Origin of the sequence: Rothia sp. P7208, assembly GCF_048512915.1 — a bacterium.
Classification (GTDB): domain Bacteria; phylum Actinomycetota; class Actinomycetes; order Actinomycetales; family Micrococcaceae; genus Rothia.
Genome location: NZ_JBLXXW010000012.1, coordinates 1 through 16,719, shown reverse-complemented (window position 1 = coordinate 16,719; position 16,719 = coordinate 1). Strand labels below are relative to the sequence as shown.

Annotated in this window: 18 protein-coding genes; 6 read left to right on the top strand and 12 right to left on the bottom strand. The window is 45.3% G+C overall.

All coding sequences use genetic code 11. From position 1 onward, the window contains the following. The coding region (locus ACN084_RS08510) for an MFS transporter (RefSeq protein WP_419106562.1) at nucleotides 1-1,387 on the top strand (1,387 nt) is incomplete at its 5' end. On the opposite strand, the gene dnaB is transcribed toward ACN084_RS08510, so the two are convergent. From dnaB to ACN084_RS08450, 12 genes are all read right to left on the bottom strand, one after another. Then, nucleotides 1,384-2,745: a replicative DNA helicase gene (gene dnaB, locus ACN084_RS08505; protein ID WP_419106561.1), complete on the bottom strand. Its 1,362-nt coding sequence runs from the start codon at nucleotides 2,743-2,745 to the stop codon at nucleotides 1,384-1,386. The two genes, ACN084_RS08510 and dnaB, sit on opposite strands and share 4 nt — an antisense overlap. Before the next feature lie 172 nt (nucleotides 2,746-2,917). Beyond that, complete coding sequence (locus tag ACN084_RS08500) at nucleotides 2,918-3,247, bottom strand: hypothetical protein (RefSeq protein ID WP_419106560.1); 330 nt, start codon at nucleotides 3,245-3,247, stop codon at nucleotides 2,918-2,920. A gap of 112 nt (nucleotides 3,248-3,359) precedes the next feature. Then, a complete protein-coding gene (rplI, locus tag ACN084_RS08495; protein ID WP_419101284.1) occupies nucleotides 3,360-3,809 on the bottom strand; it encodes a 50S ribosomal protein L9 in 450 nt (149 codons plus the stop codon). 21 nt (nucleotides 3,810-3,830) lie between these two features. After that, on the bottom strand, nucleotides 3,831-4,067 hold the full coding sequence (gene rpsR, locus ACN084_RS08490; RefSeq protein ID WP_004005948.1) for a 30S ribosomal protein S18: 237 nt from the start codon (nucleotides 4,065-4,067) through the stop codon (nucleotides 3,831-3,833). Nucleotides 4,068-4,149: 82 nt separating this feature from the next. Further along, complete coding sequence (locus tag ACN084_RS08485; protein WP_419101283.1) at nucleotides 4,150-4,782, bottom strand: single-stranded DNA-binding protein; 633 nt, start codon at nucleotides 4,780-4,782, stop codon at nucleotides 4,150-4,152. Nucleotides 4,783-4,891: 109 nt separating this feature from the next. Beyond that, entirely contained in the window at nucleotides 4,892-5,197 is a 306-nt protein-coding gene (rpsF, locus tag ACN084_RS08480) for a 30S ribosomal protein S6 (protein ID WP_419101282.1), read from the bottom strand. A gap of 223 nt (nucleotides 5,198-5,420) precedes the next feature. Continuing rightward, nucleotides 5,421-5,726: a TM2 domain-containing protein gene (locus ACN084_RS08475; RefSeq protein ID WP_419106563.1), complete on the bottom strand. Its 306-nt coding sequence runs from the start codon at nucleotides 5,724-5,726 to the stop codon at nucleotides 5,421-5,423. Nucleotides 5,727-5,857: 131 nt separating this feature from the next. Beyond that, nucleotides 5,858-6,553, bottom strand: coding sequence for a response regulator (locus ACN084_RS08470; protein ID WP_419106559.1), 696 nt, complete (start codon nucleotides 6,551-6,553; stop codon nucleotides 5,858-5,860). Next, nucleotides 6,534-7,934 carry a histidine kinase gene (locus ACN084_RS08465; protein WP_419106558.1) on the bottom strand — a complete coding sequence of 467 codons (1,401 nt, stop codon included), beginning with the start codon at nucleotides 7,932-7,934 and terminating at the stop codon, nucleotides 6,534-6,536. Before ACN084_RS08465 ends, ACN084_RS08470 begins: the two co-directional genes overlap by 20 nt. A gap of 13 nt (nucleotides 7,935-7,947) precedes the next feature. Next, entirely contained in the window at nucleotides 7,948-8,763 is an 816-nt protein-coding gene (locus ACN084_RS08460) for an ABC transporter permease (protein WP_419106557.1), read from the bottom strand. Beyond that, nucleotides 8,763-9,809 (bottom strand): ABC transporter ATP-binding protein, encoded by a 1,047-nt coding sequence (locus ACN084_RS08455; RefSeq protein WP_419106556.1) that lies wholly within the window; start codon nucleotides 9,807-9,809, stop codon nucleotides 8,763-8,765. Before ACN084_RS08455 ends, ACN084_RS08460 begins: the two co-directional genes overlap by 1 nt. Nucleotides 9,810-10,030: 221 nt before the next feature. Beyond that, entirely contained in the window at nucleotides 10,031-11,455 is a 1,425-nt protein-coding gene (locus ACN084_RS08450) for a CCA tRNA nucleotidyltransferase (protein WP_419106555.1), read from the bottom strand. A 91-nt stretch (nucleotides 11,456-11,546) separates the two neighbouring features. Here ACN084_RS08450 and ACN084_RS08445 point away from each other — a divergent pair, with 91 nt between their 5' ends. The 5 genes from ACN084_RS08445 to trxA all read left to right on the top strand — a co-directional run bounded on the left by ACN084_RS08445 (nucleotide 11,547) and on the right by trxA (nucleotide 16,635). Then, entirely contained in the window at nucleotides 11,547-12,053 is a 507-nt protein-coding gene (locus tag ACN084_RS08445; RefSeq protein WP_419101276.1) for an NUDIX hydrolase, read from the top strand. 32 nt (nucleotides 12,054-12,085) lie between these two features. Further along, the gene (gene murJ, locus ACN084_RS08440; RefSeq protein ID WP_419106554.1) at nucleotides 12,086-13,747 is read left to right on the top strand and encodes a murein biosynthesis integral membrane protein MurJ; all 1,662 of its coding nucleotides are present in this window, start codon (nucleotides 12,086-12,088) and stop codon (nucleotides 13,745-13,747) included. A gap of 97 nt (nucleotides 13,748-13,844) precedes the next feature. Next, on the top strand, nucleotides 13,845-15,089 hold the full coding sequence (locus ACN084_RS08435) for a serine/threonine protein kinase (protein WP_419106553.1): 1,245 nt from the start codon (nucleotides 13,845-13,847) through the stop codon (nucleotides 15,087-15,089). A gap of 151 nt (nucleotides 15,090-15,240) precedes the next feature. Then, the gene (gene trxB, locus ACN084_RS08430) at nucleotides 15,241-16,269 is read left to right on the top strand and encodes a thioredoxin-disulfide reductase (RefSeq protein WP_419106552.1); all 1,029 of its coding nucleotides are present in this window, start codon (nucleotides 15,241-15,243) and stop codon (nucleotides 16,267-16,269) included. A 27-nt stretch (nucleotides 16,270-16,296) separates the two neighbouring features. Beyond that, the gene (gene trxA, locus ACN084_RS08425; RefSeq protein WP_419101272.1) at nucleotides 16,297-16,635 is read left to right on the top strand and encodes a thioredoxin; all 339 of its coding nucleotides are present in this window, start codon (nucleotides 16,297-16,299) and stop codon (nucleotides 16,633-16,635) included. Nucleotides 16,636-16,719 lie beyond the last annotated feature (84 nt).

Below are 16,719 nucleotides of genomic sequence, written 5' to 3'. Positions count from 1 at the left end.
ACAAAAAAGATTTAAAAAAGCTCAAAAAAACCTGCCAGAGCACCCCATAAAGCCCAACAACAGTACCCAGCACCCAAAACGGCAACTACCATTACCACTAAATAGCATCATCATCCGAAGAAAAATACACCACCACATGAACAACACACACCCACACAGCCCTGAACCCTGGAACGGATATTCAAAAGGCTCACGCGAATACATCTACATGCTCATTGCCATGTTCTGCGCAGGCATCGCCACCTTCGCCCAACTCTACGCACCACAAGCAATCCTCCCCTCCATCGCAACCGACCTAAACATCACCCCATCTAGTGCAGCACTAACAATCTCAGCAGCAACACTTGGACTAGCCCTTTTTGCCATGGTCTGGGCCTACATCGCCGACATCCACGGCAAAAGCAAAGCCATGTTCATCGCAATCAGTATCGCCACAGTACTCGGACTAATCAGCCCATGGGTTCACGACTTCACCATACTCCTCACCCTCAGATTTGCAGAAGGAGCAGCACTAGCAGGAATAGCAGGAGTAGCAATCGCCTTCATCACCGAAGAAACAAACCCACTCCACGCAGCAACAGCAAGCGGACTATATATCGCAGGAAACACCTTAGGAGGACTCGCCGGACGACTCTTCGCAGGCCCCCTCACCCAATGGACCGGAGACTGGCGCATCGCCATCACAGCAGTCTCACTACTAGGAGCCATCACCGCACTCATCTTTATTATCAGCCTGCCCAAAGCCCGACGATTCACGCCCATCCCACGCAAAGGATCTTTCAGCAATACCCTCAAACAAGCCAAAAAACACCTCAAAAACCCAGCGATGCTTGCACTATACCTCTACGCATTCACTATGATGGGAACCTTCGTAACCATCTATAACTACGTAGGGTTCCTCCTCAAAGCACCACCCTATCTCTTCTCCGAAATAGCTCTCTCAGCGCTCTTCCTCTCCTACCTACTAGGCACAATATCCTCATCAATATCTGCCCGATTCAGCACACGATGGGGAAACCTCAACGTCATGATAGGATCAACTGCCCTCCTTATCCTTGGCATAGCTCTCACGATGACCACAAACGTCACCGCCATTATTATCGGAGTCCTGCTCTTGACCTTCGGGTTCTTCTGCGGGCATTCCATCGCCTCAGGATGGACAGGACTACGAGCCACAACAGGAAAAGCGCAAGCAACAGCACTCTATAATCTCGCCTACTATGCAGGTTCAGCAGTTATTGGTTGGGGTAGCGGATTAATCTACAACACCAGCGGATGGTACAGCACAGCCTGGTTTTGCATCATTTTCACAGCACTACTCGTATCACTATGCGTCATGGTTTTAACACGAAACGATAAACCTCATAACGACGCACCAGTAGCCTAAGATTCAATACTAGGTGGCGTATCGTTGACCATATTCGCAAAGCGAGAATAATGTCCCTGGAATCCAACAGCAATGGTCTTGGTAGGACCATTACGATGTTTAGCGACAATAACGTCCGCTTCTCCAGCACGTGATGATTCTTTATTCTGAGCATCATCACGATGAAGCAAAATAACCATATCTGCGTCCTGCTCAATAGAGCCAGACTCACGCAAATCCGAAATCATCGGACGATTATCTGCACGTTGAGTAGAACCACGGTTCAGCTGCGACAACGCAATAACAGGAATTTCCAGCTCTTTCGCCATCAACTTCAAGGAACGAGAAAATTCAGAAACTTCTTGCTGACGAGACTCTACCTTTTTACCAGAAGTCATCAACTGCAAATAGTCCAGAACAATCAGCTTAAGATTATTGCGTTGTTTGAGACGACGTGCCTTCGCCCGGATCTCCATCAACGTCATATTGGGAGAATCGTCAATATACAAAGGAGCGCTATCCATCTTTCCCACAGCAGCTGCAAGAGTAGACCACTGTTCTTCATCAAGTTTTCCCTGACGTAGACGAGAAAGGTTAATCCTAGCTTCAGCTGAAAGAATTTTTGTTGCAATTTCGTTACGGCTCATCTCCAACGAGAAAAATACCGTCGCCAGATCCTTCTTAATAGCAGCATGGCGAGCAATATCCAGAGCAAAGGTAGATTTACCAATACCAGGACGAGCAGCAATAACAATCATCTGGCCAGGCTGAAAACCATCGGTTAATTCATCAAACTCAAAGAATCCCGTTGGTACACCACTAATACCGCTACCGCGAGCAACCTGAGCCTCGATATCATCAATGGTCTGATCCATAGCCTCTTTAAGCGGCACATAATCCTCTGACGCGCGACGATCACTAATCTGATAAATTTCACCCTGAGCCTGATTGACGAGAGCCTCAACTTCGCCATCTTGAGAATAACCGAGTTGAGCAATCTTCGTACCAGCTTCAACTAGACGACGCAAAATAGCGCGTTCAGAAACAATTTCAGCGTAAAATCCCGCATTCGCCGCAGTGGGCACAGACGTCGTCAAAGAATGCAGATAAGGTGCTCCACCAATACGAGATAGCTCGCCGCGTTTTGTCAGTTCATCGGTTACGGTAATAGCATCTGCTGGCTCGCCTTGCCCGTACAAAGTAATGATTGCGTCATAGATACTCTCGTGTGCAGGCTTATAAAAATCCTCGCCACGAAGCACCTCAACAACGTCTGCAATGGCATCTTTAGAGAGTAACATTCCACCAAGGACAGACCGCTCTGCATCATCATCGTGAGGAAGAGTACGAACACCGTAATCAGAAGAATTTTGAGACACAATCAACCTTAAATTGTCGAGATATTTTTACAAAGAACCCCGAAGATTATTCACTATATTCACCTAGTGAAAACCATTATAAAAACACGTGGCAGAATAGCTGTTCCACGTGAAACATACTATGAGAAAAACTTATCCCAATGGAAGCGTTAGCACTTCATTCTGTAGAGAACTATCCCACAACAGAGATAGCAAGAAAGAATGTTGCAGGATTTGCCAGTAAGGAAACCATTAAAAGGAGTGCATTATGCACTTTAAAACGTCGGTAACGGGCTAAACCAACAACCGCCAAAATGCTCGACAGTAACGACATGATAACGGCAAGAACCACACAGATGAGAAAAATCGTCAAACTATCAGAAGGTGTTCCCACGTTATTCCAAAATCCCAAAGATATCAGCAATAACGAAATCAGCTCAGCAACCAAGGCAATCAGAAACATCTGCAAACTTGGACGCAGCTTCGGAGCAGAATCCTTCTCCGACGAAACCAATGAAAACATGATCCCTTGACCTATTCTTCAAGCAATGAACATGATGATGACATAGAAGAAGTGCCCTCCCCCGTTGAAACAACAGGAAAGGACACTTCTTCTATATGCAATAAGCCATTACTTATGCAGCAACGACATCTAATGCAACCTGTGCAACAACGTCTTCGTGCAAACGCACAGAAACTTTGTAAGCACCGGTGGACTTGATAGCGGATCCAAGGTGGATAGCACGCTTATCAACGGAACCTAGACCGGCAGCTTCAATTGCTTCTGCAATTGCTTCCGCACGAACGGTACCGAAAAGTCGACCTTCAGCGCCAGCTTTATGAGCTACGGTAACAGTAGCTGCAGCAAGCTTAGCTGCCTGTGCCTGTGCGTCTTCAAGAGAAGCCTTAGCGCGAGCTACACGAGCTGCGCGAATGGACTCAACCTGACGTTCTCCACCTTTAGTCCAGGTCACTGCAAAACCGCGAGGTAGCAGGTAGTTGCGTGCGTAGCCGTTCTTAACGGTCACGACATCGCCAGCAGTTCCGAGACCGGATACTTCCTGAGTCAGAATAATCTTAGCCATGTTCTTCTAATCTCCTTCTCTTTAGCGGCCAGCGCCGGAGTAAGGTAGCAATGCAACTTCGCGGGCATTCTTAATTGCCTGAGCGATTTTGCGCTGTTCCTGGACGGTGACGCCGGTAACGCGACGTGCACGGATCTTACCGCGATCGGAGATGAACTTACGAAGAAGTGCAACGTCCTTGTAATCAATAACAGTTACGTCAGCAGCCTTGAGTGGGTTCTGCTTTGGTTTGGGCTTACGAATTTCAGCCTTAGCCATCGTGGTGCTCCTTTTTCTTTGGGAGCCCGCGGAAAATACCGCGGGATGGGTTGGATATTTGGATTAATGAGGAAGGTTATCTTTAGAACGGAGGTTCGTCTTCTGCACCAGCGCCCCAATCATAGTTTCCACCAGATTGAGAACCCCAAGGATCTGCAGAAGGAGCAGGCGCTGCCTGTGGTGCAGGATTTCCTCCACCAAAGCCGCCACCGTTATAGCCGTTACCCCCGCCGAAACCGCCAGAAGCTGAACCGTTATACCCATTGTTCTGGGTAGGAGCGGCAAAGTTATTGCCACCACCGGCGTAGCCTTGCGCATCTTGAGCGCCACCGAAGTTACCTCCGGAGCGCTGTTGATTACGGTTAACAGACGCAGAAGCAAAACGAAGGGATGGGCCAATTTCTTCGACCTCAAGCTCCATCGCAGTGCGACGTTCGCCTTCCTTAGTCTCATATGAACGGGATTTCAAACGCCCCTGAGCGATAACGCGCATTCCCTTATGTAGGGTTTCTGCAACATTTTCTGCTGCCTCACGCCAGATGGATGCTCGCAAAAAGAGGGTTTCACCATCTTTCCATTCGCCACTTGCGCGGTCAAAGCTACGCGGAGTTGAAGCAATCGTAAAGTTTGCTACCGCTGCACCGTTAGGAGTGAAACGAAGCTCAGGATCACCAGTAAGATTACCAATCACGGTAATGACGGTATCTCCAGCCATTTGAGGCCTCCATTCATAGAGTTTTTCAAATAACAATTCATTCTGAGAGCAGTTATATCAAGAGTAAAAATAATCTTGTTGATAACCACATCAAAATCATGAATGAATATTATTTAGAAGAGATTTTCTGGTCTTCCGGACGGATAATCTTGGTGCGCATTACAGACTCGTTCAAGCTAAGAACGCGGTCAAGCTCTGCAGCAGTTTCCGGAGTGGAAGTGAAGTTAACGACGGCATAAATACCTTCAGTCTTCTTCTGGATTTCGTATGCCAAGCGACGACGACCCCAAATATCCATGTTGTCGATAGTGCCGTTGTCTTTGGTAACGATTTCGAGGAACTTAGAAAGAGTTGGCTCTACAGCCTTGTCTTCTACCTCGGGATTGAGGATAACCATTAGCTCGTATGCACGCATGATTAAACCCCTCCTTTGGGCTAAACGGCTATGGGATTTCCATAGCAGGAGATGTATAACAGTCAGTGCACCGCCGGAGATTTACCCATAAAGTACACAGACTTCACCTACTCTACAGTAAGAGCAGTATAAAGTGCAGAAATTTACCAATTTCAGCACAAGGTCACATGAATTACACCAATGTCATCTAAAACTGAATCTCAGGTCAATGCATATTGCATGATTAATAACGGTAGGCTCGAGAATTCAAAATACCCACACGTATTGGCATCGTAAAGAGATCAATAACCATCAAAACGCCGAGGAGGAAGAGAAACACCCATCCAATCAGAATAGGAGTCGTCAGCCAGCCAATCCCCAGCAAGAGAAGATACAGAACAAACATCATAGGCTGCCTTAAATACAACTTATGAATACCCCATACCCCAAGGAAAAACCACAATATATACGCAATCAGCAACGATTTTTGCTTCACGATATACACAGTAGAAGGGGCACCTTGATAGGAGTTTCGGCCTCCATGATTCATGTATTCCGGTGTGTAATGTTCTCTATTTGACATCAATATCCCCTTTCTTAGAAATATCGTCGGGGAAGAACTTCCCTATTAGTACAACCGTTCACGTAGCTGTTTTATTCCTCAGAAACACGATTCGAACGCTACTGACCAGAAGTTCTATGTGGACGAACCATTCCAGATTCATACGCGAAAACAACAACCTGAACACGATCACGAAGATTAAGCTTTGACAAAATCGACCGTACATGTGTTTTAACAGTCGTCTCGGAGAGGAAAAACTGTTGAGCAATCTCAGCGTTAGAAAGCCCCTCAGCAATAGCACCCACCATATCTTTTTCGCGAGCAGTTAAAGAATCAATCAAATACTGGTACCCGTGAATAGCCGCCTGACCTAACGAAGAATCTTCAGCATACTCTTTCACGAGCCGAGCAGTAAGAGTAGGAGTCACCATAGATTCTCCAGCATTGACTGTATGAATAGCAGCAATTAAGTCTTCAGGGCGGATATCTTTGAGCACGAAGGCGCTGGCTCCAGCTCTTAAACCAGAGAAAGCGTATTCGTCGAGGTCAAAAGTTGTCAGAATAATGACTTTTGAATCACTCATACTCGTAATTTTCTGAGTCGCGGTAATACCGTCCATAACGGGCATCCGAATATCCATCAACACAACATCAGGATGGTGCTTTTGCACCATCTCAATCGCTTCTTGCCCATGCGATGCTTCGCCAACAACCTCAATACCTACATTTTCAAGAACGAGACGAAACCCCATCCTCAACAATGATTGATCGTCTACTAGCAGCACACGCAAAGGACTATTTTGTTGCTCTTGCATTATTTTCTACCTCGGATGTTTTGGAACGGTCTTTAGTTTGACTCGTTGATTCCCACAATAAATGAGCACGAACAGTCCAGCCTCCACGGTCATTCGCTCCAGCACGAAGCGATCCATGATAAGCAGCAACCCTCTCTTGAATACCGATAAGGCCCTTGCCGCTTCCAACGCTATTTTGTCTGCGAGAGATACCTCTACGTTCTATTCCACTTGTGCCATCATTGGCAATAATTACCACAATATCGGGCAGATTGACCTTAATGAGGACCTCAATAATATGTGCGTCTTGGGCATATCTTAAAGCGTTAGTCAAAGACTCTTGAATAATACGATAAAGCGTCATATGCAGCTGACTATCTTCAGGCAATTTTTGACCTTGCTGAGAAAAAGAAACAGGAAGACCCGTCGAACCAAAAGAATCGACTAGCGCTTTGAGGTTATCGATGCCCAGAGTCTTATTTCTTTCTACTGGCGATAAAAGCTGTTGTGGGGACTCATCACGGAGAACTCCTAGCGTCTCTCGCATGTCAGCAAGCGCACTGCGTCCCGTATCAGACAGCTCTTTGAGAATATGTGACGTGCGTTGAGGGTCTTTAGTGCTAATGGCTTGAGCACCATCCGCTAAAGCAATCATGACCGTCAAAGAATGAGCTACAACATCGTGCATCTCTCGTGCGATACGATGACGCTCCTCGATGGCAGCTAATTTCTGTGTCTTATCGAAGCTGCGAATAATTTCTTGGTCAAAGAGTCGATTCTTATGTACTTGTCGAGCGACAAGAAATACGACGAGGTTCATCAAAAGAGACGAAAGCGTCAGGAAGCCAAGAACTGAATAACTGATGATGACATATCGCGAGTCGTAGCTTCCATCGGAAGGTCCGCCTCTACTAATCCCAGCATATATGTATGGGTAATAGATAAAACCTAAGACGACGAGAAAGATACTAGTGGCAATAAAAATAGGAAGGGATTTTTTAAAAGGGTATTTAACTACTGCAGAATAAAGAAATATGTAGAAGGTAATTCCAGTTGGAGATGTAAAAATTGTCTGAAGAATTTGCAGTTGCAAAAAATCTATACATATTGATAGGCATATCAATAGTACGGGAAATTTTTCCCTCCAAAATATTCCTGCAGCAAAGAAGAATGCTACACAAAAATAAATAGTAACATTTTTATCGTGGTCAAATATCTCTGAATCTGAGGAGAATAAGAGTTCTAGAAAAACAAAAAGTAAATTATTGACAGCCCAGAAGAGATTAACCCAAAAAGTATTTTCGTGAATCCAACGACGAATAATTCCACGGCGTTGCAGCACTAGACGCCGTCCTTCAGTAGCGACGGCGTCTAGTGATTCCGATGAAACTCGATGATTCATGAGTTTTTAGCTCTTAGCTATCGGTAAAACGGAATCGCAGATAGCCGAAGAAGGCAGGAACAGCTCCCCATAGAGCAAGGATAGAGGCTGCCATCGTATAGCTAATTTTCGCGTCGTCTGCTTTACCATAAGAAATCAATTCACTGCCTACTGGAAGTGGAAGATAGTTCGTGAAATCTTTAGCCCAGTCCCATGGAAGGAACAATAAGAAAACAATGTACGTTACCAAAATGGTGATAACAGACAGGATAATACCGCCAGCATTGTTACGCAGCAAGGAGCCAAAACCAAGGCCCATCCACGATACAAACATGCAGTAGAGACCAACTGCTACCCAGTTCAAAAGAACCCCTGAATTTAGTTGAGGAGATAGCTCTGGGATAATGGTCAAAGAGCCAATACCGAAGGAAATGGCGGCACAGATAAAGCCCCAGAAGAATCCGATAAAGCTCACAACAATGAACTTTGCTATGTACAAAGCAGAACGGCGAGGAACAATCGTTAGCGATGTATAGATTGAACGGGTGGAGTATTCGGATCCAATAAAAATCACCGCCCATGATGCGAAAAGCATGCTAGTGAAGGACATACCCGCTCCACCAATACCTTGAGCAGAGTTGCGAAGCATATCAAGAGATGCCCCAAGAGTTTCGCTGTAGTTGATAGACAATGCCCCGATGAAGCCAAAGCCTGCCATCATTGCTAATACGGCAATGCCCATAACGAGATGAGAGATGACAGTTCTAAATTTTAGAAATTCAGAGCGAACAATGCCACTAAAACGTAAACGTTGATCAGATGATGCGTGAAGTGCTGTATGCTGGCTCATTATTTTGTCTCCTTTGTAGAACCTTTTGACCAAGGTGCATCCGATGGGGAGTTTGTTTCAAACATCGTTGCTTTTGTTGCTTGAGGAATAGATTGAGAAACTTCACCAGAAGATAACATTTCTTCAGCCTGAGAAGCTTCTATTCCGTGAGAAGAATATTCAACGGAGTCTTTAGTGAGTTCCATATAAACATCTTCTAAGGTGCTAATTTGAGGTGTTAATTCATACAGAAGAACACCGTGTTCTTGAGCAATCTGAGCAACTTCGCGGGAGCTAGCACCAGAGACCATGAGGCCATCTATTTCGTGTGCCTTAGTAACGAGTTGACGTTCACGCAAGAGTGTATCGAACTGTTCACGATGATCAGTTCGCACCAAAACGGGGTTGTCAGCAGAACGGGCAAGAAAATCTTTAATAGAAGAATGAGCCAGAATCTTACCGCGACCGATAACAATAAGCTCATCAGCAGTCTGAGACATCTCGCTCATTAGATGTGAAGAAATGAGGACACAACGTCCCTCAGACGCAAGATGTCGAGCAAGGTTGCGAACCCAAATAACACCTTCGGGGTCAAGACCGTTAACAGGCTCATCAAAAATGAGGTTATGAGGATCCCCCAAGAGAGCAACAGCGATACCTAGACGCTGCCCCATACCGAGGGAGAAACCGCGAACTTTTTTATGAGCTACAGCGCCAAGACCTGTGAGTTCAATGACTTCATTGACTCGTTTTTTTGAGATTCCATGGGTCAAAGCAAGCGAGCGCAGATGTTGGATAGCTGAGCGTCCCGGATGCATTGCTTTAGCGTCTAAAAGAGCACCAACGGATAGCATCGGTGAGCTGAGTGTTTTATAAGTTTTTCCTTTGACAAGAGCTTTGCCAGAGGTTGGTTTTTCTAAACCAACGATCATGCGCATTGTGGTTGATTTTCCGGCGCCGTTAGGGCCAAGGAATCCTGTAACTTTCCCATCAGGAACATTAAAACTGATGTTATCTACGGCTGTTTTTGAGCCGTAGCGCTTCGTAAGCTGGTGAACTTCTAACATAAAGATCGCTCCTTATCCTGAGCGTAGGGTATGAGGTGGTTTATGTTCTTCATTCTACGAAGTTCACCATAAGAGCACCTCATCCCTAAGGATGAACCTTGAATTTTCCTTTAAAGATGCGTAAGAGTCGGTGATAAAAATATCTAGTTAACAACATATCCCCTAGTGGTTTACATATTCCGCATGGGGAATATGTAAACCACTAGGGGATAGAGATGACCTTATTGCTCTAGAATACCTTCTTCTTTAGCCCACGATAATAAACGTTCACGAGCATTTTCTTCAGATAAGACACCTTCATCCAAACGCACATTAAGCAAGAACTTATAAGCCCGACCCACAACAGGACCAGGAGAAATACCCAGAATCTGCATAATCTGTTCACCGTCTAGATCTGGACGAATAGCATCCAACTCCTCTTGCTCAGCGAGAGCCGTGATACGACGTTCTAAATCATCATAGGCACGGGAAATACGCTGAGCCTTACGCTTATTACGCGTTGTCACATCAGCACGCGTCAAACGGTGCAACCGCTCCAGATATGCCCCTGCATCACGCACATAACGGCGCACAGCAGAATCACTCCACCCAGCATCACCATAACCGTAGAAACGCATATGGAGCTCTACCAAACGAGCAACAGCTTTGGTTGTGTCATTATCAAAACGCAAAGCACGCATACGCTTTTTAACCAACTTCGCGCCAACAACATCATGATGCAAGAAACTTACAGAACCATTCTTCTCAAACTTGCGAGTAGCAGGCTTGCCAATATCGTGCATCAATGCCGCAAAACGAAGAATGAAATCGGGAGAAGGTACTGCCCCCTGCTGGTCAGTTTCTTGAGCGGCTGCCTGTTCAAGAACCGTCAGAGAATGTTGATACACATCTTTATGACGATGGTGCTCATCAATTTCTAATTTAAGCGCCGGTATCTCAGGCAAAACATAATTCGCAAGACCAGAATCAACAAGAAGATCGATGCCACGACGAGGAGCAGCTGCTGTGATGAGTTTAATGAGCTCATCACGTACACGCTCAGCAGAAATCATGTCAATACGTTGAGCCATCTTCGTCATAGCATCAAAGACTTCAGGAGCCACATCAATATCAAAACGCGCAGCGAATCGAGCAGCTCTCATCATTCTCAGAGGATCGTCTAAGAAAGAATCTTCAGCTCGTCCAGGAGTTCGAATGACACCAGCACGTAAGTCTCTAAAACCCCCGTAAGGATCCACAAGCTCTAAAGAGGGTAGACGCAACGCCATGGAGTTGATTGTAAAGTCACGCCGAAAAAGATCGTCTTCTAGAGAATCACCAAAAGAAACAACAGGTTTACGCGAATCGTGACGATAAATTTCTGCCCGATAGGTAGTAATTTCGACAGTTTCATCGCCCTTTCTTAAACCAATAGTTCCGTATTCTTTACCAATTTCCCACGTCGTATCAGCCCAGTCATCAACAATTTCTAGAATCTGATCGGGGGTAGCGTTGGTTGTGAAGTCTAAATCTGTTGCTTTTTGAGCAAGGAAAAGATCTCGAACAGGACCACCCACCAGAGAAAGTTCATACCCAGACCGTACGAAAAGCTCGCCAAGGGATAGAGCGATGGGGTCAATAATAGAAGAGTCAAAAAGATGCGCCATAGTCATACCATCGTGCCAGATAAATGACCGTTATACCCGTATCCCACACAATAATCAGGCATAGACTCATTTCATCGGTTAAGGTAGAGACATGACTTTTCCTATACCTCGGGCTCCCAAGAAGCGGGCAATAACCCCTATTTCTCTCTTGCCGACGGTAGAAGAAGTCTCTGCAGGAGGGGTTATCGTCGACCTTGACAAGCCTAATTTTCCGGTAGCTATTATTGCCAGAATGAACCGCGGAGGGCGTTTAGAGTGGTGTTTACCGAAGGGACACCCTGAAGGATCAGAAAATAACGCTCAAGCGGCAACACGCGAAATCGAAGAAGAAACAGGAATTTCTGGACAAGTTCTTTCTCCTTTAGGAAGCATTGACTACTGGTTCACTGTCGGCGGACGAAGAGTACATAAAACAGTTCATCATTACCTTTTAGCTGCCACGGGAGGATATCTCACCACAGAAAAAGATCCAGATCATGAGGCAATTGCCGTCGATTGGGTTAACATTGACGATTTAGGGCGTAAACTCTCATTTTCGAACGAACGACGAATTGCTGAGATTGCGCGCGAATACATTATTCACCAGCTCTCCTCGTGAGAAGCTCTCTCAGCAAAGATTAAGGGCACAACGTGGCACGTACAGGTGCAGTATCTAGCGCAATTATGGCATCGGGGACGATGGTTTCCCGTATTCTTGGGTTCGTTAAAACCATTCTCATTACCGTTGCTATCGGCACCGGAACCGCAATGGGAACTATTTTTGAAACGGCAAACACCCTACCTAACTTGATTTATGTTCTTGTTGCCGGAGGTATTTTTAACGCCGTCCTTGTCCCACAAATTATTAAAGCAGCAAAACACGATGACGGCGGCTCAGACTTTATTTCACGGTTAGTTACCCTAGCAACTGTTGGTATCGCCGCTGTAACCGTCGTTGTCGTAGCTTGTTCTGTGCCTATTATCTCCATCATGGGACGAACTTGGACGGAAGAACAACGCACCTTAGGGCTGATTTTTGCGTTGTGGTGTCTTCCGCAAATTTTCTTCTACGGTTTCTATACCATCATCGGACAAGTTCTAAACGCTCGGGGTGCTTTCGGCTGGTTTATGTGGTCTCCAGTAATCAACAATGTGGTAGCGATTATTGCCCTTATCCTCTTTATCAATGTTTTTGGTCAACAAACTAACACTGTTCCGCCGTTACACACTGTGAACACGTGGAGCACTGCTCAGACGGTCGTTCTTGCAGGATCAGCAACGTTAGGTGTCGTAACTCAAGCGTTAGTACTTCTTATTCCTCTGCGTCGTATTGGTATTCGTATTCGCCCAAAGTTTGGGTGGAGGGGTATTGGTCTTGGCGCGTCCGTTAAATTAGCAGTGTGGACATTAGCTACTGGAATTGTTTCTAACCTTTCATTCTTTTATCTCATACAAATTGCTTCAAATGTTATTTCACAAGATGGAAAAATTGTTCCTGGGATTCAGGCGCTCAATTACTCGTCTATGCTGTATTCATTACCTCATGGTGTTATTGGACTTTCTATTGCAACATACCTTTTCAATAAAATGTCCCATGCATCACAAGAGAATAATCATCAAAATGTAGTACATGCTTTATCTTCTGGTCTAAGAGTTTCTTCTATTGCAACTATTTTCTTATCTGTAGCTCTTATTGTTTTTTCAGGACCGGTAGGAGTATTATTTGGTAACGGAAATAATATTTCTGCTGCCCTCATTGCTCAAACAATTTGCATTATTGCTTTAGGCGGACCTTTCCTCACTATTTCTTTTATGATGGGAAGAGTTCTCTACGCAAGAGAAGACGCAAAAACTCCATTTATTATTCAGCTCATCTCTGCAGTAGTTATCGTTGGGATGGGATTCTTCGCGTCCCGACTTAACCCGCACTATATTGTCTTTGGTTTAGCAGCAGCCTATGCCTTACAGAATGTTCTTTCTGTGGCCCTAAGCCATATTTTCCTCAAAAGGTATCTTGGGGACTACGACGGGATTAATATTCTTTCGACTCATGCTCGCGTTGGCCTTGCATCCTTCGTTGCCGGTATTTTCGGTTCACTAGTTCTCTGGATACTTGGCGGCTATTCATTTGATGGGTTTGCATGGTCAGGAACAACTCCGGCTCTCATCACAATTGCTGTAGGCGGAACTATTATGTCTTTGGCCTATTACATCGCTTTGCAAATCTTTAAAGTACAAGAGCTCGATGCTCTTATCTCCCCCATTGCGCGAAAACTTATGCCACAACGTCACCAATCTCGACACAAAATATAGATTTATTTTCAACAGACAGAACCCAACACGTCGTTATAACGGGTAAGATTCAGAAGAGAATCACCGTCTTAAATATTTAGAGCCTTGGAGGGCTACCTTGTCTCATTCACATTCCTCCCATCCCATTGCTATCAACACTGTTCTAGGTGAGCGTTATCGTGTCACCGCTGCTATTACGCAAACAGAACACGGCGACGCAGTTTTGGAAGGTAAAGACCAGGTTCTGAATAGACGCGTGTCGATTGTCGTAGCTTCCCCTACTCATAATGATCGTTTGATTGCTAATGCGCGCCTTGTTGCCACGACATCGCGCTCCCCCATTCAGGTGCTTGATTTGGGCAATAGCGAAGGACGAACGTATCTTGTCACTTCCTATTCACGCCCCGAAGCGCTTTTAGAGAATCTTTTGGCAGATTCATCGGCAGTAGCAGCTTCCTCCGAAACGCAAGAAGCTCTTGGTCAGGAAATTTTTGGGGATGAGGTAGCAACGGGAAAGACTCCTTATGCTGAGGTATCAGAACCAACACCAGAAGATACCTCAATTTCTGCGGTACGAGCTGTTGAGGATCACGAGACTTTAGCTCCATCTACCGTCGAAGATTCCTCTTATGACAAAGAATATGATGAATACGATTATCCTGATGAACCAGAATTTGATGATGAAGATGATCAGCGTTCTGGTGGAGTATGGATTGTAGCTATTGCGGCTATTATTCTTCTTGTTTTGGGCGTAGCTATTGTTTTTTCTTCCATCAATGGCATGGTTTCGAAGAAAAGTGAGAATGAAAACGTAGCTGCCGCCAGTACTTCTGCTACGGCCAAGCCTTCACAGAATAAGTCCGCAGAGCCTTCGGAAACACCTTCTCCAAGCGTTTCTCATGTTCCGCCAAAGATTATAAGCGCATCTCGTCTTGTGCCGTCTTCTCCAGATTTTATGGCAGATCAGGATGCGACTCTCCCTCAAATGCTTGATGGTAACCCAGCAAGTACATGGATTAGCTACGGTTTCGCAACTCCTAATTTTGGTGGCGCGACCGATTCCTTCGCTTTGGTATTCCAACTTCAAGAACGTACCGTTGTTTCTGAACTTACGATTGAACAGATCAATGGCTCAGGTGGCGCATTTACGGTATATACCAACAATACGGCTTCTTTAGATGGTGCAACGGAAGTTGGTTCAGGCTCTTTCAATGCGCCAAAAGTCAACGTCAAACTTGACCAGAAGAAGCAGGGTGAAGGCATTCAGTATGTTCTAGTGAAGTTCACAGAAGCTCCTCTATTGGGTCAGCCTATTGCTGGTTATAACTATGGTGTGCGCATTGCTGAAGTAACAGCCCGATAAAGTTCTTTGACGCGTTTTTCTCGACTGCCGCCTGATGTATTCTTTTTCTACCTCAGGCGGCAGTTGTTCACATAGGCTCAAGAGTTTGGAATAATCAGAGCTACATCATGGTTCTATTTGATGAACACTATTTCTATGAAAGAAGGATACTTTGCCAAACGAGTCTTTGGGCGGTCTTTTCTCTGCTCCTACTGGCGTCAAAGTGGACACTGCAGCCGTAGAGACTGCACCCACTGCAGAGGCTGGGGACAGTCAGATTCATGACGTCATCATTGTTGGTTCTGGCCCGGCAGGGTACACTGCAGCGATTTATGCTGCTCGAGCTAATTTACGTCCTCTTCTTTTTGCGTCCTCTGTTTCCCCTGGTGGCGATTTGATGACAACAACTGAAGTAGAAAATTTCCCTGGTTTCGTTGACGGTATTCAGGGCCCTGAATTGATGACAACTATTGGGGCGCAAGCTGAACGTTTTGGTACTGATATCCGTTACGAAGATGTTGAGTCGCTTGAGCTTGAGGGCGAGGTCAAGAAAGTCATCCTCAGTGATGGATCTACCTTTTTGACGAGGACTGTCATTATTTCAACAGGTTCTGAATATCGTAAGTTGGATGTTGATGGCGAGCAGCGACTTTCTGGTCATGGCGTTTCGTGGTGTGCCACTTGTGATGGTTTTTTCTTCAAAGGTAAGACTCTTGCGGTGATAGGTGGAGGAGATTCCGCCGTTGAGGAAGCTCTCTACCTAACAAATCATGCGGCAAAAGTATATTTGGTTCATCGTCGTGATACGTTGCGAGCATCAGAGATTATGCAAAAGCGCGCTTTTGACAATCCTAAAATTGAAATGGTTTGGGATTCTGCTGTTCAGTCAATCAATGGGGAGGATAAAGTTTCTTCTATAACGTTGACTAACACTAAGACTTCAGAAGAATCTGAGCTCGTAGTAGATGGGGTATTCGTTGCTATTGGCTCTGATCCACGCACAGCCCTCGTTCGCGACATATTAGAACTGACTGAGGCTGGAACTATTGCCGTTGATGGGCGTTCTTCACGTACCTCAATCCCTGGTGTTTTCGCTGCTGGAGATGTGATTGATTCGACGTATCGCCAGGCGATTACAGCTGCAGGTTCTGGCTGTGTTGCGGCGCTAGATGCCCAGCATTATCTTGAATCTCTTTCTTAGATAGAGATAGTTTTCATCCACCACTATATGAAGGAAATAATTATGGCTAATCAAGTAACTGATGCAACTTTTGCTGACGAGGTTCTTCGCTCTGAGAAACCTGTCATTGTTGATTTTTGGGCGGAATGGTGCGGTCCTTGTCGTATGCTTGGACCTGTTATCGATGAAATTGCTGAAGAATATTCCGAACAGGTTAAAGTTCTCAAACTTGATGTAGAAAATAATCCTGAAACAGCAATGAAATATGGCATCACATCTATTCCAGCAGTTTATGTTTTCAAAGATGGTGAAGTCGCTCATCAAAGTGTTGGAGCAAAGCCTAAGGCAGCTCTTCTGAAAGAGTTTGCTCCTTTCCTTGGCCTCTAACACCTAAAGGCTCTCATTAGGGTGTTGGTTGTGTTTCACGTGAAACACAACCAACACCCAAATTTTTTATTGAGAGTTAGCTCG

What these genes read in the sequence shown, in the direction of transcription:
- ACN084_RS08500 (WP_419106560.1), bottom strand. Translation starts at nt 3,247, where the DNA reads ATGTTTTCATTGGTTTCGTCGGAGAAGGATTCTGCTCCGAAGCTGCGT.
- rplI (WP_419101284.1), bottom strand. Translation starts at nt 3,809, where the DNA reads ATGGCTAAGATTATTCTGACTCAGGAAGTATCCGGTCTCGGAACTGCT.
- rpsR (WP_004005948.1), bottom strand. Translation starts at nt 4,067, where the DNA reads ATGGCTAAGGCTGAAATTCGTAAGCCCAAACCAAAGCAGAACCCACTC.
- ACN084_RS08485 (WP_419101283.1), bottom strand. Translation starts at nt 4,782, where the DNA reads ATGGCTGGAGATACCGTCATTACCGTGATTGGTAATCTTACTGGTGAT.
- rpsF (WP_419101282.1), bottom strand. Translation starts at nt 5,197, where the DNA reads ATGCGTGCATACGAGCTAATGGTTATCCTCAATCCCGAGGTAGAAGAC.
- ACN084_RS08475 (WP_419106563.1), bottom strand. Translation starts at nt 5,726, where the DNA reads ATGAATCATGGAGGCCGAAACTCCTATCAAGGTGCCCCTTCTACTGTG.
- ACN084_RS08470 (WP_419106559.1), bottom strand. Translation starts at nt 6,553, where the DNA reads ATGCAAGAGCAACAAAATAGTCCTTTGCGTGTGCTGCTAGTAGACGAT.
- ACN084_RS08465 (WP_419106558.1), bottom strand. Translation starts at nt 7,934, where the DNA reads ATGAATCATCGAGTTTCATCGGAATCACTAGACGCCGTCGCTACTGAA.
- ACN084_RS08460 (WP_419106557.1), bottom strand. Translation starts at nt 8,763, where the DNA reads ATGAGCCAGCATACAGCACTTCACGCATCATCTGATCAACGTTTACGT.
- ACN084_RS08455 (WP_419106556.1), bottom strand. Translation starts at nt 9,809, where the DNA reads ATGTTAGAAGTTCACCAGCTTACGAAGCGCTACGGCTCAAAAACAGCC.
- ACN084_RS08450 (WP_419106555.1), bottom strand. Translation starts at nt 11,455, where the DNA reads ATGGCGCATCTTTTTGACTCTTCTATTATTGACCCCATCGCTCTATCC.
- ACN084_RS08445 (WP_419101276.1), top strand. Translation starts at nt 11,547, where the DNA reads ATGACTTTTCCTATACCTCGGGCTCCCAAGAAGCGGGCAATAACCCCT.
- trxA (WP_419101272.1), top strand. Translation starts at nt 16,297, where the DNA reads ATGAAGGAAATAATTATGGCTAATCAAGTAACTGATGCAACTTTTGCT.